This window comes from Rugamonas rivuli (assembly GCF_009380165.1).
Taxonomy (GTDB): Bacteria; Pseudomonadota; Gammaproteobacteria; order Burkholderiales; family Burkholderiaceae_D; genus Rugamonas; species Rugamonas rivuli.
This window is the reverse complement of the sequence record NZ_WHUF01000006.1, coordinates 78,326-103,967: the sequence shown is the minus strand read 5'-3', so window position 1 is coordinate 103,967 and position 25,642 is coordinate 78,326. Positions and strand designations below refer to the sequence as shown.

At 64.5% G+C, this 25,642-nt stretch carries 22 protein-coding genes; 9 read left to right on the top strand and 13 right to left on the bottom strand.

Features of this window, described 5'->3' with window-relative positions; all coding sequences use genetic code 11:
- Positions 1 to 65: 65 nt before the first annotated feature.
- From GEV01_RS22050 to GEV01_RS22040, 4 genes are read right to left on the bottom strand one after another with little or no spacing between them, the layout of a single operon-like run.
- Positions 66 to 2,057, bottom strand: coding sequence for a M13 family metallopeptidase (locus GEV01_RS22050; RefSeq protein ID WP_152807919.1), 1,992 nt, complete (start codon positions 2,055 to 2,057; stop codon positions 66 to 68).
- A gap of 55 nt (positions 2,058 to 2,112) precedes the next feature.
- Complete coding sequence (locus tag GEV01_RS22045; protein WP_152807683.1) at positions 2,113 to 4,338, bottom strand: TonB-dependent receptor plug domain-containing protein; 2,226 nt, start codon at positions 4,336 to 4,338, stop codon at positions 2,113 to 2,115.
- Positions 4,331 to 4,501, bottom strand: coding sequence for a hypothetical protein (locus GEV01_RS30830; protein WP_175023177.1), 171 nt, complete (start codon positions 4,499 to 4,501; stop codon positions 4,331 to 4,333). Before GEV01_RS30830 ends, GEV01_RS22045 begins: the two co-directional genes overlap by 8 nt.
- Positions 4,502 to 4,528: 27 nt before the next feature.
- Positions 4,529 to 5,104 carry a hypothetical protein gene (locus GEV01_RS22040; RefSeq protein ID WP_152807682.1) on the bottom strand — a complete coding sequence of 192 codons (576 nt, stop codon included), beginning with the start codon at positions 5,102 to 5,104 and terminating at the stop codon, positions 4,529 to 4,531.
- A 362-nt stretch (positions 5,105 to 5,466) separates the two neighbouring features.
- Between GEV01_RS22040 and GEV01_RS22035 the strand changes: the two genes are divergently transcribed.
- Both GEV01_RS22035 and GEV01_RS22030 read left to right on the top strand, forming a co-directional pair.
- Positions 5,467 to 6,921: a S41 family peptidase gene (locus GEV01_RS22035; RefSeq protein ID WP_152807681.1), complete on the top strand. Its 1,455-nt coding sequence runs from the start codon at positions 5,467 to 5,469 to the stop codon at positions 6,919 to 6,921.
- A gap of 204 nt (positions 6,922 to 7,125) precedes the next feature.
- Positions 7,126 to 8,247, top strand: a complete 1,122-nt coding sequence (locus GEV01_RS22030; protein ID WP_152807680.1) for a beta-ketoacyl-ACP synthase III — start codon at positions 7,126 to 7,128, stop codon at positions 8,245 to 8,247.
- Here GEV01_RS22030 and GEV01_RS22025 read toward each other — a convergent pair.
- On the bottom strand, positions 8,244 to 8,861 hold the full coding sequence (locus GEV01_RS22025; protein ID WP_152807679.1) for an FMN-dependent NADH-azoreductase: 618 nt from the start codon (positions 8,859 to 8,861) through the stop codon (positions 8,244 to 8,246). The two genes, GEV01_RS22030 and GEV01_RS22025, sit on opposite strands and share 4 nt — an antisense overlap.
- Positions 8,858 to 9,301 (bottom strand): GNAT family N-acetyltransferase, encoded by a 444-nt coding sequence (locus GEV01_RS22020; protein ID WP_152807678.1) that lies wholly within the window; start codon positions 9,299 to 9,301, stop codon positions 8,858 to 8,860. The genes GEV01_RS22025 and GEV01_RS22020 overlap by 4 nt, the downstream gene beginning before the upstream one ends.
- Positions 9,302 to 9,380: 79 nt before the next feature.
- On the opposite strand from GEV01_RS22020, the gene pdxR reads away from it, so the two are divergent.
- The 4 genes from pdxR (at position 9,381) to GEV01_RS22000 (ending at position 14,124) form a co-directional block, all read left to right on the top strand.
- The gene (gene pdxR / locus GEV01_RS22015) at positions 9,381 to 10,820 is read left to right on the top strand and encodes a MocR-like pyridoxine biosynthesis transcription factor PdxR (RefSeq protein ID WP_152807677.1); all 1,440 of its coding nucleotides are present in this window, start codon (positions 9,381 to 9,383) and stop codon (positions 10,818 to 10,820) included.
- Between the two features lie 93 nt (positions 10,821 to 10,913).
- Positions 10,914 to 11,366: a carboxymuconolactone decarboxylase family protein gene (locus tag GEV01_RS22010; RefSeq protein ID WP_152807676.1), complete on the top strand. Its 453-nt coding sequence runs from the start codon at positions 10,914 to 10,916 to the stop codon at positions 11,364 to 11,366.
- Positions 11,367 to 11,438: 72 nt separating this feature from the next.
- The gene (ybaL, locus tag GEV01_RS22005; protein ID WP_152807675.1) at positions 11,439 to 13,166 is read left to right on the top strand and encodes a YbaL family putative K(+) efflux transporter; all 1,728 of its coding nucleotides are present in this window, start codon (positions 11,439 to 11,441) and stop codon (positions 13,164 to 13,166) included.
- Positions 13,156 to 14,124 carry a hypothetical protein gene (locus tag GEV01_RS22000; protein ID WP_152807674.1) on the top strand — a complete coding sequence of 323 codons (969 nt, stop codon included), beginning with the start codon at positions 13,156 to 13,158 and terminating at the stop codon, positions 14,122 to 14,124. Before ybaL ends, GEV01_RS22000 begins: the two co-directional genes overlap by 11 nt.
- A gap of 8 nt (positions 14,125 to 14,132) precedes the next feature.
- On the opposite strand, the gene GEV01_RS21995 is transcribed toward GEV01_RS22000, so the two are convergent.
- The gene (locus GEV01_RS21995) at positions 14,133 to 16,178 is read right to left on the bottom strand and encodes an NADPH-dependent 2,4-dienoyl-CoA reductase (RefSeq protein WP_152807673.1); all 2,046 of its coding nucleotides are present in this window, start codon (positions 16,176 to 16,178) and stop codon (positions 14,133 to 14,135) included.
- 163 nt (positions 16,179 to 16,341) lie between these two features.
- Here GEV01_RS21995 and GEV01_RS21990 point away from each other — a divergent pair, with 163 nt between their 5' ends.
- Positions 16,342 to 16,917 carry an SRPBCC family protein gene (locus GEV01_RS21990; protein ID WP_235914511.1) on the top strand — a complete coding sequence of 192 codons (576 nt, stop codon included), beginning with the start codon at positions 16,342 to 16,344 and terminating at the stop codon, positions 16,915 to 16,917.
- 13 nt (positions 16,918 to 16,930) lie between these two features.
- On the opposite strand, the gene GEV01_RS21985 is transcribed toward GEV01_RS21990, so the two are convergent.
- The 6 genes from GEV01_RS21985 to GEV01_RS21960 form a co-directional block, all read right to left on the bottom strand.
- Positions 16,931 to 17,383 (bottom strand): hypothetical protein, encoded by a 453-nt coding sequence (locus tag GEV01_RS21985; RefSeq protein ID WP_152807672.1) that lies wholly within the window; start codon positions 17,381 to 17,383, stop codon positions 16,931 to 16,933.
- A 24-nt stretch (positions 17,384 to 17,407) separates the two neighbouring features.
- On the bottom strand, positions 17,408 to 17,851 hold the full coding sequence (locus GEV01_RS21980) for a DUF2721 domain-containing protein (RefSeq protein ID WP_070268240.1): 444 nt from the start codon (positions 17,849 to 17,851) through the stop codon (positions 17,408 to 17,410).
- A gap of 81 nt (positions 17,852 to 17,932) precedes the next feature.
- Complete coding sequence (pip, locus tag GEV01_RS21975) at positions 17,933 to 18,889, bottom strand: prolyl aminopeptidase (protein ID WP_152807671.1); 957 nt, start codon at positions 18,887 to 18,889, stop codon at positions 17,933 to 17,935.
- Positions 18,890 to 18,978: 89 nt separating this feature from the next.
- On the bottom strand, positions 18,979 to 19,719 hold the full coding sequence (gene phbB / locus GEV01_RS21970) for an acetoacetyl-CoA reductase (RefSeq protein ID WP_008443632.1): 741 nt from the start codon (positions 19,717 to 19,719) through the stop codon (positions 18,979 to 18,981).
- A 105-nt stretch (positions 19,720 to 19,824) separates the two neighbouring features.
- Entirely contained in the window at positions 19,825 to 21,003 is a 1,179-nt protein-coding gene (locus tag GEV01_RS21965; protein WP_152807670.1) for an acetyl-CoA C-acetyltransferase, read from the bottom strand.
- Positions 21,004 to 21,263: 260 nt separating this feature from the next.
- Entirely contained in the window at positions 21,264 to 22,172 is a 909-nt protein-coding gene (locus GEV01_RS21960; protein ID WP_152807669.1) for a LysR family transcriptional regulator, read from the bottom strand.
- A 106-nt stretch (positions 22,173 to 22,278) separates the two neighbouring features.
- Here GEV01_RS21960 and metE point away from each other — a divergent pair, with 106 nt between their 5' ends.
- A complete protein-coding gene (metE, locus tag GEV01_RS21955; RefSeq protein WP_152807668.1) occupies positions 22,279 to 24,654 on the top strand; it encodes a 5-methyltetrahydropteroyltriglutamate--homocysteine S-methyltransferase in 2,376 nt (791 codons plus the stop codon).
- A 205-nt stretch (positions 24,655 to 24,859) separates the two neighbouring features.
- Positions 24,860 to 25,639, top strand: a complete 780-nt coding sequence (gene minC / locus GEV01_RS21950) for a septum site-determining protein MinC (RefSeq protein WP_152807667.1) — start codon at positions 24,860 to 24,862, stop codon at positions 25,637 to 25,639.
- Positions 25,640 to 25,642 lie beyond the last annotated feature (3 nt).

The window sequence follows — 25,642 nt, the reverse complement described above, 5'->3', positions numbered from 1 at the left end:
GGAACAATAGCAAAAAGGCCACGCGAGGTGGCCTTTTTTTTGCGTTCTTCCCGGTGGTTAAGCGCTTACCAGATGATCACGCGCTGTTCCGGCGCAACATACATCTTGTCGCCCGGCTTCACGCCGAAGGCTTCGTAGAAGCCCGGCTGGTTGACCATGGTGCCGTTGGCGCGGAACTGGCCCGGCGAATGCGGGTCGGTCTTGATCAGCACGATCTGCTGCTTGTCGCGCGTCTTGCTGCGCCATACCTGGGCAAAGCCCATGTAGAAGCGCTGGTCGCCCGTCAGGCCGTCGATCACCGGCGCCGGCTTGCCGCCCAGCGACAGCTTGTAGGCCTTGTACGCAATCGCCACGCCGCTGTTGTCGGCGATGTTCTCGCCCAGCGTCAGCGAACCGTTGACGTTGTAGCCTTCGATCGGGCTGTAGCCGTCGTACTGCCTGGTCAGCGCGTCGGCCTTGGCCTTGAAGTTGGCGCGGTCTTCCTTGCTCCACCAGTCGCGCAGGTTGCCGTCGCCGTCGGACTGGCTGCCCTTGTCGTCGAAGCCGTGGCTGATTTCGTGGCCGATCACCGCGCCGATGGCGCCGTAGTTGACGGCGTCGTCGGCCTTGGCGTCAAAGAACGGCGGCTGCAGGATGGCGGCCGGGAACACGATCTCGTTCATCGACGGGTTGTAGTAGGCGTTGATGGTTTGCGGCGTCATGCCCCACTCTTCGCGGTCGATAGGCTTGCCCAGCTTGTTGATCATGCGCTGGTGGCCGAACGCGGAGGCACGCAGCACGTTGCCCACCAGGTCGCCACGGACGATGGCCAGCGACGAGTAGTCGCGCCATTTGTTCGGGTAGCCGATCTTGGGCGTGAACTTGGCCAGCTTGGCTTGCGCTTCCTTCTTGGTCTCCGGGCTCATCCAATCCAGCGTGTCGATGCTGGTCTTGTACGAGGCCAGCAGGTTCTTCACCAGCTCTTCCATGCGGGCCTTGCGCTCCGGCGGGAAGTACTGGCCCACGTAGAGCTTGCCCAACACTTCGCCCAGGCTGCCTTCGACCAGGCTCACCGCCGATTTCCAGCGCGGCGGCTTGACCTCGATACCGGTCAGCACGGTGCTGTAGAAATCGAAACTGGCGTCGGCGAAATCTTTCGACAGATACGGCGAAGCGCGGCGCAGCAACTGCCATTCGAAGTAGGATTTCCAGGTCGCCAGGTCGGTCTTTTCCAGCTGGGCGTTGAAGCCGGCCAGGTAGCTCGGCTGGTTGACGATCACGTAGTCGACCTTGCTGGCCACGCCGGCCGCGGCCAGCGCGTGCTGCCAGTCGTAGCCCGGCGCCAGTGCGGACAGCTTGGCGATCTCGGTCTTGTTGTAGCGCTTGACCGGATCGCGGTTCTCGACCTTGGTCCACTGCGCCTCGGCCAACGCGGTTTCCAGCGCGACGATGGCCTTGGCGCTGGCGGCGGCGTGCTTGTCGCCGCCCAGGGCCAGGATCTTGGCCACGTGCGCCTCGTACTTGGCCAGCGTGTCGACCATCTTGGCGTCGTCTTTTTTCAGGTAGTAGTCGCGGTCCGGCAAGCCCAGGCCGCTTTGCGAAATGCCGACCGCGTACCGGGTCGATTCGCGCGCATCCTGGCTGACGTAGACGCCGTACGGCGTGCTCACGCCGAGCTCGCTCAAGTGGGCGATCAGCATCGGGAAGGCTTTCTTGTCCTTGATCGCGCGGATGCGGTTGAGCTCGCCTGCCAGCGGCTTGGCGCCCAGCGTCTCCAGCTTTTTCTCGTCCATGAAGCTGGCGTACAGGTCGCCGATCTTTTGCGCATCACTGCCGGCCTTGCGGGCTTTATCGGCCTCGGCTGTTTCGATGATGCCGCGCAGTTGCGGCAGCACGTCGTCGCGCAGCTTGGCGAAGGTGCCCCAGCTGGATTTGTCTTCCGGGATTTGCGTGACCTTCAGCCACTCGCCGTTCAGGTGGCGATAGAAATCGTCTTGCGGACGCACGCTGGCGTCGATGTATTGGGTGTCGATGCCGGACACTGGGGCGATGTCGGCGGCGCCGGCGTAGGCGGTCATCAGGCTCAAAGCAAGCGTGCTCAGCAAGTATCGTTTCACTGCAGTTCCCTTGTGGTTAAAACTTCATTTCGTATTTGACGCTCCAGACGACGTACGTCTGGTTGGTCGTATCGGCCAATTGTGCCAGGCCACGGGCGGTCACGATATTACTACCGAGGGCGTCTTCCGCCATCAGATTATTTGCAGAAATGCGGATTTGATGACGCGCGTCGAACTTCCACAGGCCGTAGGCGTCGAACGAGCGCTTGCGGCTGGTGTACACCACCTGCTCGGCGCTGCTCTGGATGATGGTCGGCGGCGTCCAGTTCAGGCTGGCGCCCAGGGTCAGCGGCACCGGCTTCAGGCGGTAGTCCAGGCCGACATTGGCGGTCTGCTTGGGTTGCGCGTCGAGGCGGTTGTTGGGGCCGGGGATGCCGTCCACGCTGGACCAGAAGCGGCTGTAGTTGGAGCGGAAGTCGATCGCCGGGCCGTCCGCCATCAGTTCCTGCAACTGGAACTTGGCTTCCAGCTCGATGCCCTTGGTGCGCGCGTGGCCGATGTTGCCGGGGGTCGATACCCAGCGCGGGCCGGTCGGCGTGTCCTGCAGGGTCAGCTCGCGGCGGATCAAGTCCTTGATGTCGCGGATGAAGCCGCCGGCAGTGATGATGCCGCTGCGGCCGAGGTAGTGTTCGTAGGCGAAGTCCAGGCCGGTCGCCAGTTCGGGCTTCAGGTCCGGGTTGCCGGTGCGGTCCGGACGGGTGGCGCTGTTCAGGCGCGACAGCGACGGCAGCGCGATCAAGTCCTGGATGTTGGCGGCCTTGTAGCTCTTGGTCAGGCTGGCGCGGATCTGGTCCTTGTCATGCCCGGGGATGCGGTAGACGCCGTGCAGCAGCGGGCTCAGCACGCTGCTGGTGTTGCTGATGTCCTGGCCGGCGCGGGTGCTGGTGGTGCGTATGCCTTCCCAGCGCAGGCCGGCGTAGCCGGACCACTGCTGGCTGATGTCCCACTCGTCCTGCGCGAACACGGCCAGGCGGCGCGTGTCGGCCGTCAGGTCGTTGCCGGAATCGCCGAACTGCGACACGCCGTTCTTGTCCAGCGAGGTCTTGGTCTCGGCGCGGTGGCCCAGCTCGATATCCCAGCCGGCCGCCAGCGCGTGTTCCTTGCCGATCGGCGTGGTGTACTTGCCGCCGGTGCTGGCGCTGCGGTCGCGCACGGTGGAATCGTCGGTGTAGCGTTGCAGCAGCTTGCCGCTGTTGTCGTATTGATAGCGTAGCGAGTCGCTGTCGCTGTGGCCGCTGCCGAAGCCGAACTTGACGTCCAGCTTGGCCGCGCCCTGCAGCTTGTGCACCCAGTTGCCGAAGCCGCGCACGAAGGTCGATTCCGCGTGGGTGCCGGTCAGCGCCAGGTTGTACTCGGGCGGCTGCAGCAGCGCGGGCGGCACCAGGCCAGCGTTCTGCGTCAGGTCGCTGCGGCCGTCGCTGTCGCTGCGGTTGACCATCAGGAAGGGCTGGAAATTCAGCGTATCGCCATTGTCGAACTTGTACGACAGGCGCGGTGTCAGGTGGATGCCGCGCGAGTTGCGCTTGGTTTCGTCGAGGACGTTCTGGTCCTTGACCACCACGCCGTCGCTGCGGGTGTCGCGGTTGACGGTTTCGGTCTGGTCGTGCTGGCGGTTTTCGAAGACCGAACCGGTCAGCAGCCAGGTCAGGCTGCCGGTCTTGCCCGGCACCGTCAGCGACAGATTGGGCGCGTGGCGGCCTTGCTCGATGCTGTCGGTGAACTTGAGCTGCTTGTCTTTCTGCTGGTAGCCGTCGCGCAGGATGATGTTGATGGTGCCGGCGATGGCGCGCGTGCTGTGCTCGGCGATCGGGCCGCGCATCACTTCGATGCGCTCGACCTGGTCGGGCGCCAGCGACTCCATCGAGAAGCCGGCGGGCGGGCGTTCGCCGTTCAGCAGCACCTGGGTGTAGCCGTTGCCCATGCCGCGCATGCGCACATCGCCGCCGCGGCCCGGACGGCCGCCGATGGTGACGCCCGGCAGGCGCTTGAGGATGTCGCCGAGGTTGCTGTCGCCGTTGCGGTCGAGCTCCTCGCGGCCGTAGACCTGCTTGCCCGCCACCGAGTTGCGGCGCTCGTCCATGTCGCCGGCGCGGCCGCCGCTGATGGTGATCTTGGGCAGCGGCTTGCCGTCCGGACCCAGCACCGGCTTGGCAGGCGCGGTGACAGGTGCGGCATCGGTTTGTGCGTGAACTTCGGTAGCCCCCAACAGGGCCAGGCAAGCAAGAGGAAGCAGTTTATTCATAGGCTGGATATTCTACCGGCAGCCCTGCCTGCAAATTGATCAGCGGGCGGTTTTTTACTTTACGATACACACCGCCCGGCCAGGAATAAGGGCAACCCTTAACGCAGTCCGTCATTCCCGCGAAAGCGGGAATCCATACTTCGCCAGCCAGGATACTCAGCATGGGTTCCCGCCTGCGCGGGAACGACTGTTAGCCGCCGGGCAGGCTGATGCTGGCGCCGCCGGGTCCGCCGACGCTGCCGCCCATGCCGTTCTTGCGGCCGCCGCGATGCTGCTGCTCGCCGCCTTCCTGCTTGTGCGGCGCGGCGCCGTGGGCGCCGTTGTCCGGCACGCGCAGCAGTTGTTCACCGACCAGCTGCACCACGGTTTGGCGCTGCGTTTCATTCAAGGCATCGTTGACGGTCAGCCACCATTCGCGCAGCAGCTTTTCTTCGCTGGCGGCGGCCGTGGTTTCCTCGTCGACGGCCTTGGCCAGGTCGCGCAGTTCGACGTTGGCGCCCTTGGTGGCTTCCAGCGTGGCCGCCTGCAAGCGTTCGCGGCGGGCCTGGCGTTCGCGCAGCAGGTTGCGCGTCTTGCTTTCGGTCTGCTGCCACAGGATCTGCTGGTTGGCGTTGAGGTTCAGCGATTTTTTCAGCTCGGCCGCCATCGGCAGCAAGTCCTCGGCGCGCATCTCCATGACAGGCAGGGCAAACGCCGGCGACAGCACGGCGCTCAAGGCCAACGCGGCGCTCATGCGCAGCAACGTGGAACGGAAGTTAATACGCATGTAGGCTCCATGGATAAAAAAAAGCCTGCGCTTGGGGCGCAGGCGAAAACCACTTCAGGGTAGAGAGAAATACGAATTCAGTTTAGGTCGCGGCCCCCGCCGTTACAGGACTTCTTACAATTGCTTACGGACGTGAACGTGGGGGATACACTGCGTACAAAACAGCAAACTTGATGATTCGCAAGTAGGCGCTGGCGTACTTTAAAAGTCAACGGCAAGCGTTGTAAATTCTCGTAAAGGTATAAATCATTTCGTGACGGCTACTACGTTTGCCGGGAATCAGGTTTATACTCAACTCAAGCACGTTGCGGCGGGAACTCCCACCGGCGGCGGCTGTCGGCAACAGCTTCGATAGGTGAAACATGGGCAAGAAACTAAAAAATTCCGGACTGGTCGGCCTGGGTGTCGTGGCCGGTGTCGCGATCTCGCTGCAGTTTTCCGCCATGGCGCAAAAGCCGGTGGACCCGCCGCTGCCGCTGGAAGAGCTGCGACAGCTGGCCGATGTGTTCGGCCTGATCAAATCCGACTACGTCGAAAAAGTCGAAGACAAGAAGCTGCTGACCGAAGCCATCTCCGGCATGGTGGCCTCGCTGGACCCGCACTCCGCCTACCTGGACAAGAAAGCCTACGCCGAACTGCGCGAAGGTTCGCAGGGCAAGTTCGTCGGCCTCGGCATCGAGATCGGCCAGAGCGAGGACGGCTACATCAAGATCGTCGCGCCGATCGAGGATTCGCCGGCCTGGCGTGCCGGCATCAAGGCGGGCGACCTGATCTCCCGGCTGGACAACACGCCGGTCAAGGGCTTGAGCCTGGACGAGTCGGTCAAGAAGATGCGCGGCGAGCCGCACACCAAGGTCAGCATGACCATCCTGCGCAAGGGCGAGGCCGAGCCGCTGGTGTTCAACATCACGCGCGAGGAAATCCACCAGAAGAGCGTCAAGGGCAAGATCGTCGAGCCTGGTTACGCCTGGGTGCGCATCTCGCAGTTCCAGGAACCGACCGTCGATGACCTGGCCGCCAAGATTATCGAATTGTACAAACAGGATCCGAACATCAAGGGCCTGGTGCTGGACCTGCGCAACGACCCGGGCGGCGTGCTGCAAGGCGCGATCGGCGTGGCGGCGGCCTTCCTGCCCAAGGATGCGGCCATCGTCTCGACCAACGGCCAGCTGCCGGACTCCAAGCAGATCTTCTACGGCCGTCCCGAATACTACGCGCTGCGCAACGACAGCGACGCGCTGGCCAAGCTGCCGGCCGCGCTCAAGCAGGTGCCGATGGCGGTGCTGGTCAACACCGGTTCGGCCTCGGCCTCGGAAATCGTCGCCGGCGCGCTGCAGGATTACAAGCGGGCCGAGATCATCGGCACCCAGACCTTCGGCAAGGGCTCGGTGCAAACCATCCGCCAGCTGACCGCCGACACCGCCGTCAAGCTGACCACGGCGCGCTATTACACGCCGAACGGCCGCTCGATCCAGGCCAAGGGCATCGTGCCGGACCTGGCGGTGGATGAGAACGCCGACGGCGACGGCCTGAACGCGCTGCGCACCCGCGAGGCCGACCTCGACAAACACCTGACGAACGACCGCGACCAGGAAATCGCCAAGAGCAAGCGCGACGAGCTGGAAGAGCAGCTGCGCATCGTGGCGCTGGAGAAGAAACGCAAGCCGCTGGAGTACGGCAGCGCCGACGATTTCCAGCTGGCGCAGGCGCTGAACCACCTGAAAGGCTTGCCTGTTCAGCTGGCCAAGCCCGAAACCACGGTGGTGCAGACCGAAGCCGCGCTCGGCGGTATCAAGAAGGATCTGGCCAAGAAATAAAAATTGGGGGGCAAGTCTGACATTTGGACACGGGCTCTACCGTAGATCGCTTTACGGTAGAGCCCGTGTCCAAATGTCAGACTTGACCCCATTTTTTCAACGGCGCCTCAAGGGCGCCGCTTTTATTTTCGCCTAACGTGCAGCCATTGTGTAGAATTTGCCTCATTATTGGCGCGAGCCATTGCTAAATTTGAAAGTTTAAACATGAAACAAGCTGTCATCAGCGGTACCGGCCTCTTTACGCCAGCCCAGTCGATCTCCAATGAAGAGCTGGTGGAATGCTTCAACGCCTACGCCGAACAGTTCAACACCGACAACGCCGCCGCCATCGCGGAAGGCACGGTCACGGCGCTGGAGATGTCCAGCGTGGCCTTCATCGAGAAAGCATCCGGCATCAAGTCGCGCTATGTGATGGAAAAGACCGGCATCCTGGACCCGGCGCGCATGGTGTCGCGCATTCCTGAGCGCGCGGACGAGGAACTGTCGCTGCAGGCGGAAATCTGCGTGGCGGCCGCCCGTCAGGCGCTGGACCGCGCCGGCCGCGTGCCGGCCGATATCGACATGGTGCTGGTGGCCTGCTCCAATATGCAGCGCGGCTATCCGGCGATGGCGGTGGAAGTGCAAGGCGCGCTGGGCATCGAAGGCTACGGCTTCGACATGAACGTGGCCTGCTCGTCGGCCACCTTCGGCATCCAGCAGGCGGTGGCGGCGGTGCAGAGCGGCCAGGCGCGCGCGGTGCTGGTGCTCAATCCTGAAATCACCAGCGGCCACTTGAACTGGCGCGACCGCGACAGCCACTTCATCTTCGGCGACGCCTGCACGGCGATGGTGATCGAGGCGGCCGACACGGCCAAGGGCTCGCACCGCTGGGAGATCGTTGAGACCAAGCTGAAGACCAGCTTCTCCAACAACATCCGCAACAACTTCGGCTTCCTGAACCGTTTCGACGAAGCGGGCATCGGCCAGCCGGACAAGCTGTTCCGCCAGCAGGGCCGCAAGGTGTTCAAGGACGTGTGCCCGATGGCCGCCGAGATGATCAAGAACACCATCACCGGCGCCGGGCTGGAAGTGCCGCAGGTGAGCCGCTACTGGCTGCACCAGGCCAACCTGAACATGAACCTGCTGATCAGCCGCATGGTGCTGGGCCGCGACGCCGAACCGGGCGAAGCGCCGGTGATCCTGGACACCTACGCCAACACCTCGTCGGCCGGTTCGGTGATCGCCTTCCACAAGCACTCGGACGACATGGCCCCGGGCCAGCTGGGCGTGATCTGCTCCTTCGGCGCAGGCTACTCGATCGGCTGCGTGGTGGTGCGCCGGATCTAAGCGACGCAGTCGTCCAATGCCTGCTCGACGGCCGCGAAAGCGGCCGTTGTCGCTTCCGGGCCGAAAGCGGTGGCCTGGACGGAAACGAAGTTGAGGTTCTTCAGGCCTATCGTGGGCAGGATGGCGCGCAGATAGGGTTCGAGGAAGTCGGGCTGGCGGGCGCGCTCGCCGGTGCGGTAACCGCCGGAGCTGACGGCGATGTACACCGGACGATCCGCCAGCGTGCCGATCTTGCCTTCCGGCGTGGCGTTGAAGGTGACGCCTATGCGTACCACGTGGTCCAGCCACGCCTTCAACACCGACGGCACGGTGAAGTTGTGCATCGGCGTGGCGATCACCACGCAATCGGCATCGCGTAACTCGGCGATCAGCCGGTCCGACAACGCCAGCGACGACAGGCCGCGCGCCGCAGCCGCCGATACGCGGTCAGGCGTGCCGCCCAAGGCCGCCGCATACTCGCCGTCGATGTGCGGCAGCGGCTCGGCCCACAGATCACGCGTGACGATTTGTGCGGCAGGGTGCTGCGACAACAGCCGGTCCATCACGCGCTGGGACAGGCGATAACTCACCGACTGCTGCCCGCGCGCGCTGCAAGTGATATGCAGGATCTTCATGCCGCACCCGCTTTCAGGAATTTACCGAAGCGCATGGCGCCAGTCAGCAGGCCCTGGCGGAAGTAGAAGCGCTGCGCCAGCGCGTTCGCCATCCCCGTGTCGAGCACCAGCTTGACGCATGCCGCCTGCTCCGCATACACAGTCAGATGCTCCAGCAGCCGCGCGCCCCAGCCCCGGCCGCGCGTCTTCTCGCCGGCCACCAGGTCGTCCACGTACATGAACTTGCCGTACACCAGATTCTCCTCCAGGCGATAACCGGCCAGCGCCACCACTTCGCCTTCGTCCCACGCGGCCAGGATGCGGTAGCCCTGCTGCCCCATGCGCGTGACGCGGGCGACGAAATCGTCCTCGGTCTCCAGGTGCGGACGCAGCTGCTTCATCACCGGGTAGCAGGCGCGCAGCTGCTCCTCCGTCTCGACATCCCTCAGTTTTTCACTCATGGCTGCTCCTTTCAAAACACCATCTTATGAGCGCAATGGCATAATCTCCAGAGCCATAAAACGACATCCCGACTAGGCCATGAAAAACCAGCCCGACTTCCTCCAGCTCGACACCACCGCCGCCGAACCGCTGTACCGGCAGATCTATATCCGCTTCCGCAACGCCATCGCGGAAGGCCTGCTGCTGCCGGAGGCCCGCATTCCATCGGCCCGCGCACTGGCGCTGGAGCTGGGACTGGCGCGCGGCACGGTGGAAGCGGCCTACTCGCTGCTGGTCGCCGAAGGCTATGTCGAAACGCGCGGCCAGGCCGGCACCATCGTGACACCGGCGCTGGCCCGCCACGCCACAACCACAGCGACGACGGCGCCCGCACGCGCACCGCGAACCCGCGCTCATCCCACGACATCGGCAGCGTCTGCGATGCCCACCCCGCTGAACCGCCCCTTCCAAATGGGCTTGCCGGCGCTGGACGCCTTCCCACGCAAAGTGTGGGCGCGGCTGGCGGCACGCGCGATCCGCGCCACGCAACCCGATGACATGGCCTACCCGCCCTTCGCCGGCCAGGCGCCGCTACGCGCCGCCATCGCCACCTACCTGCAACTGTCGCGAGGCATCGACTGCACGCCATCGCAGGTATTCATCACCTCCGGCTACCGCAACACGCTGGAGCTGGTGACGCGCGCCCTGCTGCAACCGGGCGACGGCGTCTGGGTGGAAGACCCCGGCTTCCCGCCAACGAGCGAGCTGCTGAAACAGGCCGGCATGAAACTGGCCCCGGTCGCAGTCGACGCCGACGGACTGGTGGTATCGCACGGCATAGCCACCGCGCCGCGCGCCAAGGCGGCCATCGTCACGCCCGCGCATCAAAGCCCGCTGTGCGTCGCGCTGTCGCTGCCGCGTCGCCTGGCGCTGCTGGACTGGGCAAAGCAGGCCGACGCCTGGATCGTGGAAGACGACTACGACGGCGAATACCGCTACGCCAGCCGCCCGCTGCCCGCGCTGCAAAGCCTGGACCGCGACGGCCGCGTGCTGTACGCCGGCACCTTCAGCAAGGTGCTGTTCCCGGCGGTGCGGCTGGCCTACCTGGTGGTGCCGCCGGCGCAGGTGGCGCGCTTCGAACAGATAAGCCAGACCTTCGCCGCCGGCGGCCCGGCGCTGATGCAAACCATCGTCAGCGATTTCATGAACGAAGGCCACTTCGCCCGCCACATCCAGCGCATGCGCCGCCTGTACGCGGAGCGCCGCCAGATCGCTGCCGAAGGACTGGGCGCGGTGCTGGGCAAGCACCTGCGCATCGATCCGCAGCCGGGCGGCATGCATCTGGTGCTGCGTATGAAAGGCCGACACACCGACCGCGCACTGGCCGAGCGCATGCGGCAGGACGGCATGGCCGCGCTGGCGCTGTCCGAGCGCAGCGTGCTGCCCCATGCGGCATCCGCGCTGCTGCTGGCCTTCACCAACATCGACACGCCGCAACGGGCGCGGGAACTCGGCAAACGGATACTCAGGCTGATGTAAACATGGCCTAGTTCAATAGCCCATTCTTGGCTCTTAACGGCTAGGCCATGCGCCAGCAGAATACGCTCATTCGCAATCAATCAAGGAAACGCCATGAGCAAGCGCCTCGAAATATTCAAGCACGCCCCGGAGGCCTACAAGGGCTTCGCCGCCGTCAAGAGATATGTACAGACCTGCGGCCTGCCGTCCGAGCTGGTGGAGCTGGTCTACCTGCGCGTGTCGCAGATCAATGGCTGCGCCTACTGCATCGACATGCACACCCGCGACCTGCTGAACCAGGGCGTCAAGGTCGACAAGGTGGCGCTGGTACCGGTGTGGGAGGAAGCGGCCGCGCTGTTCAGCGAGAAGGAGCGCGCCGCCCTGGCCTGGGCCGAAAGCGTGACCCACGTCGCCCAGACCAACGTGCCGGACAGCGACTATCAAAAAGCGATCGCCGTCCTCGGCGAAAAGGAACTGGCCGATCTGACCGTGGCCGTGTCGCTGATGAACGCCTTCAACCGCTTCGGCGTCAGCACGCGCATGGCGCCGGCGGCACTGGCCCAGTGATCATGCGATCCGTGCGGGGCGCGATTGTGCTACGCTTGGGTTCACCCACCCTAGCGCAGGAGTCCCGCACGCATGCCCCACAATATCAGCCTGATCACCACCATCGCGGCCGCACTGGGCTTCGGCCTTTTGTTCGGCTATGTCGCAACGCGCCTTAAACTACCGGCGCTGGTGGGCTATCTGGCTGCGGGCATCATCATCGGCCCCGCCACCCCGGGCTTCGTGGCCGATACGGCGCTGGCCGGGCAACTGGCCGAAATCGGCGTGATGCTGATGATGTTCGGCGTCGGCCTGCACTTTTCTCTCGATGATTTATGGGCCGTCCGGCGCGTCGCGCTGCCGGGGGCAGTGCTGCAAATTGCGGTCGCCACCGCGCTGGGCATGGTGCTGGCGCACTTCTGGGGCTGGAGCATGGGCGGCGGGCTGGTATTCGGCCTGGCGCTGTCGGTGGCCAGCACGGTGGTGCTGCTGCGGGCGCTGGAGGAACGTGGAATTCTCGACAGCTTCAACGGCCGCATCGCGGTCGGCTGGCTGGTGGTGGAAGACCTGGTGACGGTGCTGGTGCTGGTACTGCTGCCTGCGCTGGCGGGTTCGCTGGGCGGCACCCACAGCGAAAGCCATGGCGTCACGGCCATGGGCGAAGCGAACCTGTGGACCACGCTGGCCATCACGCTGGGCCAGGTCGGCGCCTTCATCGCGCTGATGCTGGTGGTCGGCCGCAAGCTGTTCCCGTGGATTCTGTGGCAGGTGGCGCGCACCGGCTCGCGTGAGCTGTTCACGCTGTGCGTGATCGCCGCCGCTGTCGGCATCGCCTATGCATCCACCCACTACTTCGGCGTGTCGTTCGCGCTGGGCGCCTTCTTCGCCGGCATGGTGCTGCGCGAATCTGAACTGGCGCACCGCGCCGCCGAGGAATCGCTGCCGCTGCGCGATGCGTTCGCGGTGCTGTTCTTCGTCTCGGTCGGCATGCTGTTCGAGCCGGCAATACTGGTCGAGCAGCCGCTCAAGCTGCTGGCCGTGGTCGCGATCATCGTGGTCGGCAAATCGGTGGCGGCCTTCCTGCTGGTGCTGCTGCTGCGCTATCCGGCCAAGACCGCGCTGATGGTCTCGGCCAGCCTGGCGCAGATCGGCGAGTTCTCCTTCATCCTGGCGGCGCTGGGCCTGTCCCTGGGGCTGATGCCCGCCGAAGGCCAAAGCCTGATACTGGCCGGCGCGATCATCTCGATCGCGCTCAACCCGGTCGTGTTCCGCGTCACCAAGCCGCTGGAGCGCTGGATGGGGCGGAACGCATCGCTGGCGGCCAAGTTCGAACGCACGGCCGATCCGCTGGCCGAGCTGCCGACATCGGTGCCGCAGGAGCATCTGGCGGGACAGGTGGTGCTGGTCGGTTACGGCCGCGTGGGACGGCGCATCGCCGCCGCGCTCACCGAACGCGGCATCCCCTTCGTGGTGGCGGAACAGAACCGCGAGCTTGTAGACCAGCTGCGCAAGGACGGCGCGCATGCGGTGGCCGGCAATGCGGGCGAGCCTGCGGTGCTGATCCAGGCTCACATCGCGCGCGCCGCGATGCTGGTGATCGCCACGCCGGACACCTTCCACGTGCGGACGATGATCGAAACCGCGCGTGCGCTCAACCCCAACATCAAGACCGTGGTGCGTACGCACAGCGACGAAGAAGCGGAACTGCTGCGCGGCGAGCGCGCGGGCGAAGTCTTCATCGGCGAGCAGGAACTGGCGAAGGGCATGACGGAATTCGTGCTGGCCAACCTAGCAAAGAGCGGAGGCCATCATGGTCACTAGGCGCGCGCTGATGCGCTGTGCGGTGGCGCTGCCGGCATCGCTGCTACTCCCGGGTGCGGGGGCATCGCCGGCAGGTGTGCAGCTGGACTTCCACAGCGCCTTCCTGATGAACATGCATCACTTCCTGTACAACCTGGGCGTGCATCCGGAACTGCTGGAAAAAACCGGCTGGACGGCCACGCCCACCGCCGACGAAATGGCGACGCTGCGCGGCGCCGTCGCCTGGTACCACGACAACTACGCCAAGCTCGATCTGCTGTTCGACGAGCAGATGACAGCCATCAAAACCGCGCTGAGCGTGGCCGACACGCGGCGCGACGCCAGCGGCCTGGCCTTGCCGCCGCAGCTGGCGTCTACGTTGAACAGTGTCGCGCCGATCTACGCACGCTGCCTCTGGGCGCAGCACGACGCCAGCAACCGTCAGTGGATCGCCGAAGCGAAGCGGCTGGATGAACGCTACGGCGCGGAAGTCCAGGAAGGCATTGCACGCTTCCTGCAAACGCCCTTCCCATCGACACCGATCCGCATCGACATCGTGGTGGAAACCGGCAAGCGCCAGGGCGGCTACACGGACACGCAAACAGTCATCCCCGGCGGACGCCCCAGTTATCAGGGACTCGCTGCATTGGAGATGACGTATCACGAGATTTCGCACATCGCATCGATGGCGAAGCTGGAAGATATGATCGACGCCCGCCTCAAGGCGACGCATCGTTCGCCCGATTCGGACCTGTGGCATGCGGTGCAGTTCTACACCGTAGGCGCCGTGGTGAAAGCCGCACTCAAACGGCACGACAATATCGACTACGAACCTTACGCCGACAAGGGCGCCCTGTTCAAAGGCTACTGGTCGCCATTCGTGCCGATCATCGCCAGCGAGTGGCAACCCTATATGAACGGCAAGCAGACCTTCGAGCAGGCAGTCGTTCGCATGGTGGATCGACTGCCTGCCGCATAGCCTGTAGCTTACAGGCTGACCGCCAGCTCCGCGCCTTCCTTGATGGCGCGCTTGGCGTCCAGCTCCGCCGCCAGCGCGGCGCCGCCGATCTTGTGGAAGCGCGGCCAGGAGGCGTTGGCCTTGACTTCTTCTTCCGACGGCATCAACTCGGTCAAGCTGTCCTGGCCCGCGCAGACCACCACGTTATCCACCGACAGCAGGCGCTGCTCGCCGGCGATGGTCACATGCAGGCCATGGTCGTCGATGCGGTCATACTGCACGCCGGCCAGCATCACCACGCCGTTGCGCGCCAGGACTGCGCGGTGCACCCAGCCCGAAGTCTTGCCCAGGCCCGCGCCCAGCTTGGAGGTTTTGCGCTGCAGCAGATACAACTGGCGCACCGGCTCCGGCGTCGCCACCGTCGTCAGGCCGCCCGGCGCGTCGCCCTTCATGTCCACGCCCCACTCCTTGGCCCAGACATCCAGCGCCAGCGGCAGCGGATGCTTGGGATCGTGCAGCAGGTACTCGCCGACGTCGAAGCCGATGCCGCCCGCGCCGATGATGGCCACGCGCTTGCCCACCGGCGCCTTGTTCTGCAAAACGTCGATATACGACAGCACCTTCGGATGGTTGATGCCTTCGATCGGCGGACGGCGCACCTTGATGCCGGTGGCGACCACCACGTCGTCGTAGCCCTCGGCGATCAGCTGCTCGCGCGTGACGCGCACGCCCAGCTTGACGGTGACGCCGGTCAGTTCCAGCTTGCGGCGGAAGTAGCGGATGGTCTCGGCGAATTCCTCCTTGCCCGGGATCTGCATGGCGATCTTGAACTGCCCGCCGACGCTGTCGCTGGAATCGAACAGGGTGACGTCATGGCCGCATTCCGCCGCCACCGTGGCCGCCGACAAACCGGCAGGCCCGGCGCCGACCACCGCCACGCGGCGCTTCTTCGCGGCCGGGGCGTAGACCAGCTCCGTCTCGTGGCAGGCGCGCGGATTCACCAGGCAGCTGGCGCGCTTGTTGGAGAAGGTGTGGTCCAGGCAGGCCTGGTTGCAGCCGATGCAGGTGTTGATTTCGTCGCTGCGGCCTTGCGCGGCCTTGATGACGAAGTGCGAGTCGGCCAGGAAGGGACGCGCCATCGAAATCATGTCGGCGTCGCCGCGCTGCAGGATGCCTTCCGCTTCGGCCGGCATGTTGATGCGGTTCGAGGCCACCACCGGGATCGTCACTTCGCGGCGCAGGCGTCCAGCAAGGCTGGCGAAGGCGCCGCGCGGCACCGAGGTGACGATGGTCGGCACCCGCGCCTCGTGCCAGCCGTAGCCGGAATTGAGGATGGTGGCGCCGGCGTGCTGCAGGGCCTTGGCCACCGCCACCACGTCGTCCCAGGTATTGCCGCCGTCGACCAGGTCCAGCAGCGAGTGGCGGTACATGATGATGAAGTCATTGCCCACTTCGGCGCGGATGCGCTTGACGATTTCCACCGACAGCCGCATGCGGTTCTCGATGCTGCCGCCCCAGCGGTCGGTGCGCAGGTTGGTGCGGGCGCACAGGAACTGGTTGAGCAGGTAGCCTTCGCTGCCCATCACCTCGACGCCGTCGTAGCCGGCGTCGCGCGCCAGTTTGGCGCAGCGGGCGTAGTCGCGGATGGTCGCTTCGATGCCGGCCTCGGTCAGCGCGCGCGGCTTGAACGGCGAGATCGGCGATTTCTTCTCCGACGCCGACACCACGAACGGCTGGTAGCCGTAGCGGCCCGCGTGCAGGATCTGCATCAGGATCTTGCCGCCCTCCTCGTGCACGGCGCTGGTGACGCGGCGGTGGTTGATCACGTCGCCCTTGAAGTTGAGCGTACCTCCAAAGGGTAGCAGCCACCCGGAGCGGTTGGGGGAGATGCCGCCGGTGACGATCAATCCCACCCCGCCGCGTGCGCGCTCGCGATAGAATGCCGCCAGTTTTCCGTAGTTGTAGAAGCGGTCCTCAAGACCGGTGTGCATGGAGCCCATGACGACGCGGTTGCGCAGCGTCGTGAAGCCAAGATCGAGAGGGGCCAGCAGGTGTGGGTATGGTGAAGTTGTCATTATGGTTCTTAGAGTCAGACGTTGGGTCGGGCATGTTGATGCCCGCATTAAAACTCAATTCTCTAGACCTGGGCTTCTAAAGTCCCGGCGCCCGCCCCCCGAAATTGGCGGTCGGTGCGGTAGCGCTCTTGTATTCTGCCACCCTTTCCCTTACGCTGGAAAGATGATGCGATTCCTTCTGTTTTTGTTGTTAGGTGCATCCGCCCCGGTGCTGGCGCAGGCACCGAAGCTTGAATTGCCCAAGCTGGAGGTGTCGGTCAACCGGGTTGAACTCGATGCGCTGCATATGTACGAAGTGGACGCCACCGGCACGGTGGCGGCGCCACTGCCGAAGGTATGGCGCATCCTGACGGGCTATGAGCGCATGGCCGAATTCGTGCCCGACATGGAGTCGTGCAAGGTCCTGTCCCGTAACGGCAATGAGGTCATCGTCGAACAATTCGGCGTGGCGCGCTTCCTGTTCATGACCAAATCCATCCACCTGATCGTGCGCGCGACCGAGCAGCCGATGTCGTCGATCGACATTTCGCTGATCTCCGGCGACATGAAGCACTACGAATCGCATTGGGAATTGATACCGGTGCCCGAAACCGGCGGCACCAAGGTGGTCTACAGCGGCAAGCTGATACCGAACTTCTACGTGCCCGGCATCCTCGGCGCCAAGATGATACGCGGCGATATCGAGCGCATGATGAGCGCCGTGCTGGCGCGTCTGGACCGCCGCGAAGACGCTAAATAATTTAGCTAAATAATCAAGCTAGGTACGTATCGCGGTCGCGCAGCTCGGCGAAGTTTTCCAGGCTGCCGATCTTCACCAGCACCGGATTGAGACTCAGCTTGGCCTGCATCGCGCGCCAGGCGAACTGCCATTCCTGCTCCTGCGCTTCGGCGGCCGTCTTGGTGAAGGCCACGCCCAGGGCTGCGCGGGTGCCGTATTCGACGGCGCCGTCGATGCCGGCCCAGCTAGGCAGCGTGCGCTGCACCGCGCGGTGCAGGCGTTCGCCGAATTCCTCGGTGTTGTGGATGACCAGGCAGCTGTCGGACGAGAACAGCTCGAACAGCTTGCGGTCCCAGGCCTTGGACAGGCTCAGGGTCAGGCAGCTGTTGGCCGGGGTCAGGATGAACTGGCCCTGGGTCAGCGCCAGTTCCAGGTCTTCGCGCACGCCGTAGCGATACAGGGTCGGAGGGCGTTGGTAATCGTGCATGTTGGTACTCTATTCTTTACAAAGTTATTTGAGCGGGCGGCGCACATGGCGGTGCGAGCGCATCGCCGCCGAAGCGATGAAAATCTCCCGCAGCAGGTAGACGAAACTGCCGATCAGGGCCAGCATCGCCACCACGAACATGCCCGCGATGTACTTGTCCAACGAGATGTTGGTGATATCGCCCAGGAACAGCATCGCAATCACCAGGCAAATCAGCAGCCCGCAGGCGGTCGACAGCGTGATCGAGGCGTTGATCAGGTGCGATCTTCGGTACAGCACATCGAGTTCGTTCAGGTAGACGTCGCTGTAGCCGATATCGAGCCTGTCCTCCAGCACCCGCGAACGGTCGATGATGCGCGCCAGGCGGTTGGTCAGCACCATCAGGTTGGTGCATACGCCCGTCAACAGGAACACCGGCGCAATCGCCAGCTGGATGATATGGCCGATGTCGCCGACTTGTATATTCATGGATGCGTGGAAGCTGGAATTATCGATAGTGTATCAGCCCGCGCGCCATGCGGGCCGATTCCGGGCGGGCTGCGTCCGTTCTCAGACAAATCCGCGGCTGCGCTTGAACTGCTCGGTGGCTCCCACCAGCGCCCGCGAAATGCCTTTTTCCATGGCGCCGTGGCCTGCGTCGGGCACCATGTTCATCACCGATCCGGGCCAGGCCTGGTGCAGGCGCCAGGCCGATACCGGCGGGCAGATGACGTCGTAGCGGCCCTGCACGATCACCGCCGGCAGGTGGGCGATGCGGTCCATATTACGCAGCAGCTGGTCCTCGCCGAAGAAGCCCAGGTTGGCCATGTAGTGCGATTCCAGCCGGCCCACGCCCAGGTCCAGCGTGTCCGACGGCGGATCTTCGGCCTGCGGCAGCAGGAACACGCGGCGGCCTTCGAAGCGGCTCCAGGCGCGCACCGCCGGCCAGTGGATCGCCGGGTCGTCGCTCATGATGCGGTTCACATAAGCTTGCAGCAGGTTGCCGCGCTCCGCCTCCGGGATCGCGGCGACGAAATCGGCGTGCACCTCGGGGTGGAACCACTGGGCGCCGTGCAGGAACCAGTCCACCTCCGCCTGCGTGCACAGGAAGATGCCGCGCAGGATGAAGCCCAGGCAGCGCTCAGGATGCGCCTGGCCGTAAGCCAGCGCCAGCGTCGAACCCCAGGAGCCGCCGAACACCAGCCACTGCTCGATGCCGAACATGACGCGCAGGCGCTCGATATCCTCGACCAGCAACTGGGTGGTGTTGGCGCGGCATTCGCCCAGCGGCAGCGACTTGCCGGCGCCGCGCTGGTCGAACAGGATCACGCGGTACTGGTCCGGATCGAAGAAGCGGCGGTGCTGCGGCGACAGGCCGGCGCCCGGGCCGCCGTGCAGGAAGACCACCGGTATGCCTTGCGGGTTGCCGACTTCTTCCCAGTAGATGGTGTGCAGGTCGTCGACCGCCAGCATGCCGTGGCGCGACGGCAGGACGGGCGGGAACAGGGGCGAGGTCGGGTCGAACATGGCTATCCTTTAGGCATCGATAGCAGATTGTACGAAAAAAAAGCCAGGATCGCGAACGATCCTGGCCTTGGGCTGGAATGCTTAGCCGCTTAGGACATGTGCTGGCCACCGTTGATGGCGATGTTGGCGCCGGTGACGAAAGCCGCTTCGTCCGACGACAGGTAGGCCACCAGGCCCGCGACTTCTTCCGGTTTGCCCAGGCGGGCCATCGGAATTTGCGGGATGATCTTGGTATCGAGCACTTCCTGAGGGATTTCCATCACCATTTTGGTGCCGATGTAGCCAGGCGAAATGGTGTTGACGGTCACGCCCTTGCGCGCCACTTCCAGCGCCAGCGCCTTGGTGAAGCCGTGCATGCCGGCCTTGGCGGCCGAATAGTTGGTCTGGCCGAAGGCGCCCTTCTGGCCGTTGACCGACGAAATATTGATGATACGGCCCCAACCGCGTTCCACCATGCCATCGCACACAGGCTTGGTCATGTTGAACACGGAGTCCAGATTGGTGGCCATGACGGCGTCCCAATTCGGCTTGTCCATCTTCTTGAAGGTCATGTCGCGGGTGATGCCGGCGTTGTTCACCAGCACGTCGATCGGACCGATATCTTTTTCGATAGCGGCCACGCACGCCTGGGCCGAATCGTAGTCGGCCACGTCGCACGGATAAGCGCGGAAATTAAAGCCCTGATCGCGGGTAGTTGCGAGCCATTGCTCGACCTTCGGATTGCCAGGGGAATACGTGGTGACGACGCAATAGCCTAGTGCCGACAGCTTGAAACACACTGCCTCGCCCAGACCACCCATACCACCGGTTACTAATGCAACTCTTGCCATTTTCGTCCCCTCGTTAATTGACACCAAAAATCATCTGACACCGCGCCGTCAGCAACCCGGCGCGGCACTGCTACTGCTTGTTGCTGCAAATGCTGCGAATACTGCTTAAGCGCGTTCGATGGCCAGCGCCACGCCCATGCCGCCGCCGATGCACAGCGAGGCCAGGCCTTTCTTGGCGTCGCGGCGTACCATTTCGTGGATCAGCGTGACCAGGATGCGGGCGCCCGATGCGCCGATCGGATGGCCGATGGCGATGGCGCCGCCGTTGACGTTGATCTTGCTGGTGTCCCAGCCCATTTCCTTGTTGACGGCCACAGCCTGGGCGGCGAAGGCTTCGTTAATTTCCAGCAGGTCCAGGTCGTCCGGGGTCCAGCCGGCCTTTTTCAGGCACAGCCTGGTGGCCGAGACCGGGCCCATGCCCATGAAGGCAGGGTCCAGGCCGGACGAGGCGTAGGCCTTGACCTTGGCCAGCACCGGCAGGCCCAGCTCCTTGGCCTTGGTGGCGGACATCATGATGACGGCGGCGGCGCCGTCGTTCAGGCCGGAGGCATTGCCGGCGGTGACGGTGCCATCCTTGGCGAAGGCTGGGCGCAGGCCGGCCAGCGCTTCGATGGTCGAGCCTGGTTTGACGTATTCATCGCTGTCGAACACGATGCTGCCCTTCTTCTGGACGATTTCCAGCGGCAGGATCTCATCCTTGAACTTGCCGGCTTTTTGCGCGGCTTCCGCCTTCAGCTGCGAGTTCAGCGCGAACTCGTCCTGCTCGGTGCGGGAAATCTCGTATTTCTTCGCGACGTTCTCGGCGGTGGTGCCCATGTGGTACTGGTTGTAGGCGTCCCACAGGCCGTCGACGATCATGGAGTCGATCATTTTGAAGTCGCCCATGCGGAAGCCGTCGCGCGAACCGTTCATCACGTGCGGCGAGGCGCTCATGTTTTCCTGGCCGCCGGCGATGACGATGTCGGCGTCGCCGGCCTTGATGGCTTGCGCCGCCAGGTGGGTGGCTTTCAGGCCGCTGCCGCACACGTGGTTGATGGTGAAGCCTGGAATGCTGTTCGGCAGGCCGGACTTGATGACGGCCTGGCGGGCCGGATTCTGGCCGACGCCGGCGGTCAGCACCTGGCCGAGGATGGCTTCGCTGATCAGGTTAGGATCGATGCCGGTCTTGGCCAACAGGCCCTTGATCACATGCGCGCCCAGCTCGGAAGCCGGGGTCTTGGCCAGGCTGCCGCCGAATTTGCCTACGCCGGTACGGCCAGCGGCCACGATAACTACATCATCCATATGACTCTCCAATGCGCCGGCCACGGCCGGCTTAGTTTAGCAACAACGCGAACTTCGATAATACGCTTCCGGCGATGAGGCCGTGCAGGGTTTCGATTGTGCGTCGCCGCGAGAACCTTCCCTCGTGCAAGGGTTTCTCTAGCAGCATCCATGCCAGCGGCCTGCAATCACTGGGCACCCATCGTAAGCGGCGACTTTGGCGAGACGCTTGATGTGCGTCAAACCCGTCTCAATCATTTTGAAGAAATAGTGTCAATCTGTCACGATAATAATTTGATACCATCCAGCGTGCTGGCGCACTGTTCCCGTATCACATTGACGAAGTCCAGCACGTAGGCTTTTTGCTTTTGCGCTTCCGGCACGGAGACGAACAGGTCGCTCCACAGCCCCTGCTCGCCGACCGGCTTGGCGATCACGTAGTCGTAGTCGACATAGTTCTTGATCGCCCAGTTCGGCAGCGCGGCGATGCCGCGGCGGCTGGCGACCAGCTGCAGCACGGCCACCGTCAGCTCGGCCGTGCGGCGTTCGAAGTGGATATTGGCCGGCTGCAGCACCTCACGGATCAGGTCGATGCGGGTTTCCGGCACCGGGTAGGTGATCAGCGTTTCGCCTTCGAAATCAGACGCTTGCAGGCGGCGCTGGGCGGCCAGGCGGTGCTTCTGCGCCATCACCACCAGGATTTCAAAGCGGAACAGCGGGAAGGTGGCGAAGTCCGGGCCGTAGGGCGAGCCGATCACCAGGTCGGCGGCGCCGCTGCGCAGCAGCTCGGCCGGCTCGCTGTGGAAGCCCGACACCAGGTCGATCTCCACTTCCGGCCAGCGTTTGCGGAATTCATCCATGACCGGCATCAGCCAGTCGAAGCAGGTATGGCACTCCAGCGCCACGCGCAGCTGGCCGGTATCGCCCTGGGTCAGGCGGGCCACTTCGCGCTCGGCCGACTCGATTTCCGGCAGCAGCAGGTCGGCCAGCTTGAGCAGCCGGGCGCCGGTGGCCGTAAAGCCGATCGGCACGGATTTGCGCTCAAAAAGCGGCCCGCCGTAGCGATCTTCCAGCAATTTGATTTGATGCGACAAGGCCGACTGCGTCAAATTCAGCAGTTGCGCAGCACGGACCAGGCTGCCGGCGGAGCGAAGGGCACTCAGGGTGCGCAGGTGGCGTATCTCTAGCATGGTCTATTAAATTTTTTCATGTGAAGCCGCAAAATCTTTCGTTTTGATTATAGACCGGATTGCCGCACACTTTATATCACCAATATTAAATGCGGATGACATCAAAATGACAACATCGAATAAAGCCATACAAAGCCACGTTCCGGGCTTTCCGCGCATCGGCGCGGCGCGCGAACTGAAGTTTGCGCTGGAGGCCAACTGGCGCGGCGAATTGCCGGAAGCCGAACTGGAAACCGTCGGCCGCGACCTGCGCGCGCGCCACTGGGCCTTGCAACAGCAAGCCGGCCTGGACTTCGTCACGGTCGGCGATTTCGCCTTCTACGACCAGGTCGCCAACCACATCCAGCTGCTCGGTTGCGAGCCGGCCCGCTACGGTTTCGGCGACGGCCAGTCGCAGCTGAGCCGCTACTTCACGATGGCGCGCGGCAAGAGCGGCAACAAGGCAGCCGAGCCGGCCGCCTGCGGCCACGACCACGCGCACGACGCCCACGGCGAAGGCAATCTGCACGCCTCGGCCGCGCTGGAAATGACCAAATGGTTCGACACCAACTACCACTATTTGGTGCCCGAGTTCACGCCGGAGACCGCCTTCTCGCTGGCCTGCGACCGCCTGTTCGACGAAGTGGCCGAGGCGCAGGCGCTGGGCCACGCGGTCAAGGCCGTGCTGCTGGGACCGCTGAGTTTCCTGTGGCTGGGCAAGGCCAAGGCCGACGGCGATTTCGACCGTCTGAGCCTGTTGGACAAGCTGCTGCCGGTCTACGGCCAGGTGCTGGACCGCCTGAAGGCACAGGGCGTGCAGTGGGTGCAGATCGACGAGCCCATCCTCGGTCTCGACCTGCCGGCGCCATGGCGCAGCGCGTTCGAAAACAGCTACTGGCAGTTGAACCAGGTCGGCGTGCCGCTGCTGCTGGCCACCTACTTCTCGCCGCTGGAAGAAAACCTGAGCCTGGCCTGCCGCCTGCCGGTGGCCGGCCTGCACGTCGATGGCGTGCGCGCGCCGCACGAACTGACCAGCATCGCCGACTGGCTGCCGGTGCACAAGGTGCTGTCGGTCGGCATCGTCGACGGCCGCAACATCTGGCGCACCGACCTCGACGCCGCGCTGGCCACGCTGGCGCCGATCGCGGAGAAGCGCGGCGGCAAGCTGTGGCTGTCGGCCTCGTGCTCGCTGCTGCACGTGCCGTTCACGCTGGCGGCCGAAACCGCGCTCGATGCTGAAATCCGCTCATGGTTGTCCTTCGCCACCGAGAAGCTCGACGAACTGTATGTGCTCAAGCAGGCGCTGCAGGGTGAGTACGACGCGGCCACCGCCGAAGCGCTGGAAGTATCGCGCGCCGCCATCGCCAGCCGCCGCGCCAGTCCGCGCGTGCACCAGGACGCCGTGCGTGCGCGCATCGCCGCCCTGCCCGCCGACGCCGATCGCCGCCACTCGCCGTTCGCCCAACGCCAGGCCGAGCAGCGCGCCCGCTTCAAGCTGCCGGCCTTCCCGACCACCACCATCGGCTCCTTCCCGCAGACGGCCACCATCCGCGCCGCCCGCGCCGGCTTCAAGCGCGGCGAACTGAGCGTGGCCGACTACGAAACCAAGATGCGCGAGGAAATCGCCTACGCCGTGCGCCGCCAGGAAGACCTGGGCCTGGACGTGCTGGTCCACGGCGAAGCCGAGCGCAACGACATGGTCGAATACTTCGGCGAACAGCTGGCCGGCTTCGTCTTCACGCAGCTGGGCTGGGTGCAATCGTACGGCTCGCGCTGCGTCAAGCCGCCCGTCATCTACGGCGACGTCAGCCGTCCGAAGGCGATGACGGTGGACTGGACCGTGCACGCGCAGAGCCTGACCGGCAAGCCGATGAAGGGCATGCTGACGGGACCAATCACCATCCTGCAATGGTCCTTCGTGCGCGACGACCAGCCGCGTGCGCTGACCGCGCTGCAGATCGCGCTGGCGATCCGCGACGAGGTGGCCGACCTGGAGCAGGCCGGCATCGGCATCATCCAGATCGACGAGCCGGCCGTGCGCGAAGGCTTGCCGCTGCGCCGCAGCCGCTGGGACGAGTACCTGGACTGGGCCACGCGCGCCTTCCGCGTGTCGGCCAGCGCGGCGGCCGACGGCACGCAGATCCACACCCATATGTGCTACGCCGAGTTCAACGACATCCTGCCGCAGATCGCCGCCATGGATGCCGACGTCATCACCATCGAGACCAGCCGCTCGGACATGGAGCTGTTGAACGGTTTCGGCCAGTTCCGCTATCCGAACGAGATCGGCCCCGGCGTGTACGACATCCACTCGCCGCGCGTGCCGGGCCAGGCCGAGATGGTGCGGCTGTTGCAGAAAGCCAGCGCGGTGATCCCGCCGGCCCATCTGTGGGTCAACCCCGATTGCGGACTGAAAACCCGCGGCTGGGCGGAAACCGAAACCGCGCTGCGCAACATGGTCGCGGCAGCCCGCCAGCTGCGCGCTGAACACGCGATCTACTGACGTCATTCCCGCGAAAGCGGGAATCCATGCTGAGCCAATCCGACCAGCGTTCTATGGATTCCCGCCTTCGCGGGAATGACGCCTCCCGCCATCCCGCATTTTTACTGGCCCAGTACGGCGCCAGCCCTCCCCATCCGCCGTTTTCCACAGTAAAATGCTCGTGCCTGCGCATGCGCGCGAGGTTAACCCTCTAATACTGTCGCCCATGTCCAAGAGCCTGTTTCAAAAGCCCATAGAAATCAAGATTTCCACCGTAGTCGCAGTCTCCGCCATCCTGTCCACGGCGGACCGCCTGGCCCTCGATGCCGCGCTGGCCGAAATGACCGGCGGCACCACCGACTTCTTCGAAGACGACCTGACCGTGATCGACGTCGCTGCGCTGCCGGCCGGCAGCGGCCCGGTCGACTGGGCCGGCATCATCGCCCTGCTGAAAAAATACCGTTTGAATCCGGTCGCCGTGCGCAACGCGCCGCCGTCCATGGCAGCCGAGATCGCCGCCCACGGCCTGAGCCTGGAAACCGCGACCAAGCCGCGTGACGAACAGGAGGCAGCACCGGCGCCGGTCAAGTCCGCCCCGGCGGCAACGCCCGCTCCGGCGGCAGCGCCAGCCGCCCCGGCCGAAGGCTTCCCCGGCAACGCCGGCGTGATGATCATCGACACCCCGGTGCGCGCCGGCCAGCGCATCTATGCGCGCGGCTGCGACCTGATCATCACCGCCGTGGTCAACAACGGCGCCGAAATCATCGCCGACGGCAGCATCCACGTGTACAACACGCTCAACGGCCGCGCGCTGGCGGGCGCTTCCGGCAATGCCGAGGCGCGCATCTTCGCCATGACCATGTCGCCGGAGTTAGTGTCGATTGCCGGCGTTTACCGCACATTTGAAGACGGCTTCCCGGCCGAATATGCACGTTCTCCTGCGCAAATCCGCCTGGTCGGCGACCGAATCGATATACTATCTGTCAATTCTGCAAACCGCGCTTGACTA

Coding starts and splice junctions, on each gene's coding strand:
- GEV01_RS22050 (WP_152807919.1), bottom strand. CDS start 2,057: ATGACCGCCTACGCCGGCGCCGCCGACATCGCCCCAGTGTCCGGCATC.
- GEV01_RS22045 (WP_152807683.1), bottom strand. CDS start 4,338: ATGAATAAACTGCTTCCTCTTGCTTGCCTGGCCCTGTTGGGGGCTACC.
- GEV01_RS30830 (WP_175023177.1), bottom strand. CDS start 4,501: ATGCTGAGTATCCTGGCTGGCGAAGTATGGATTCCCGCTTTCGCGGGA.
- GEV01_RS22040 (WP_152807682.1), bottom strand. CDS start 5,104: ATGCGTATTAACTTCCGTTCCACGTTGCTGCGCATGAGCGCCGCGTTG.
- GEV01_RS22035 (WP_152807681.1), top strand. CDS start 5,467: ATGGGCAAGAAACTAAAAAATTCCGGACTGGTCGGCCTGGGTGTCGTG.
- GEV01_RS22030 (WP_152807680.1), top strand. CDS start 7,126: ATGAAACAAGCTGTCATCAGCGGTACCGGCCTCTTTACGCCAGCCCAG.
- GEV01_RS22025 (WP_152807679.1), bottom strand. CDS start 8,861: ATGAAGATCCTGCATATCACTTGCAGCGCGCGCGGGCAGCAGTCGGTG.
- GEV01_RS22020 (WP_152807678.1), bottom strand. CDS start 9,301: ATGAGTGAAAAACTGAGGGATGTCGAGACGGAGGAGCAGCTGCGCGCC.
- pdxR (WP_152807677.1), top strand. CDS start 9,381: ATGAAAAACCAGCCCGACTTCCTCCAGCTCGACACCACCGCCGCCGAA.
- GEV01_RS22010 (WP_152807676.1), top strand. CDS start 10,914: ATGAGCAAGCGCCTCGAAATATTCAAGCACGCCCCGGAGGCCTACAAG.
- ybaL (WP_152807675.1), top strand. CDS start 11,439: ATGCCCCACAATATCAGCCTGATCACCACCATCGCGGCCGCACTGGGC.
- GEV01_RS22000 (WP_152807674.1), top strand. CDS start 13,156: ATGGTCACTAGGCGCGCGCTGATGCGCTGTGCGGTGGCGCTGCCGGCA.
- GEV01_RS21995 (WP_152807673.1), bottom strand. CDS start 16,178: ATGACAACTTCACCATACCCACACCTGCTGGCCCCTCTCGATCTTGGC.
- GEV01_RS21990 (WP_235914511.1), top strand. CDS start 16,342: ATGATGCGATTCCTTCTGTTTTTGTTGTTAGGTGCATCCGCCCCGGTG.
- GEV01_RS21985 (WP_152807672.1), bottom strand. CDS start 17,383: ATGCACGATTACCAACGCCCTCCGACCCTGTATCGCTACGGCGTGCGC.
- GEV01_RS21980 (WP_070268240.1), bottom strand. CDS start 17,851: ATGAATATACAAGTCGGCGACATCGGCCATATCATCCAGCTGGCGATT.
- pip (WP_152807671.1), bottom strand. CDS start 18,889: ATGTTCGACCCGACCTCGCCCCTGTTCCCGCCCGTCCTGCCGTCGCGC.
- phbB (WP_008443632.1), bottom strand. CDS start 19,719: ATGGCAAGAGTTGCATTAGTAACCGGTGGTATGGGTGGTCTGGGCGAG.
- GEV01_RS21965 (WP_152807670.1), bottom strand. CDS start 21,003: ATGGATGATGTAGTTATCGTGGCCGCTGGCCGTACCGGCGTAGGCAAA.
- GEV01_RS21960 (WP_152807669.1), bottom strand. CDS start 22,172: ATGCTAGAGATACGCCACCTGCGCACCCTGAGTGCCCTTCGCTCCGCC.
- metE (WP_152807668.1), top strand. CDS start 22,279: ATGACAACATCGAATAAAGCCATACAAAGCCACGTTCCGGGCTTTCCG.
- minC (WP_152807667.1), top strand. CDS start 24,860: ATGTCCAAGAGCCTGTTTCAAAAGCCCATAGAAATCAAGATTTCCACC.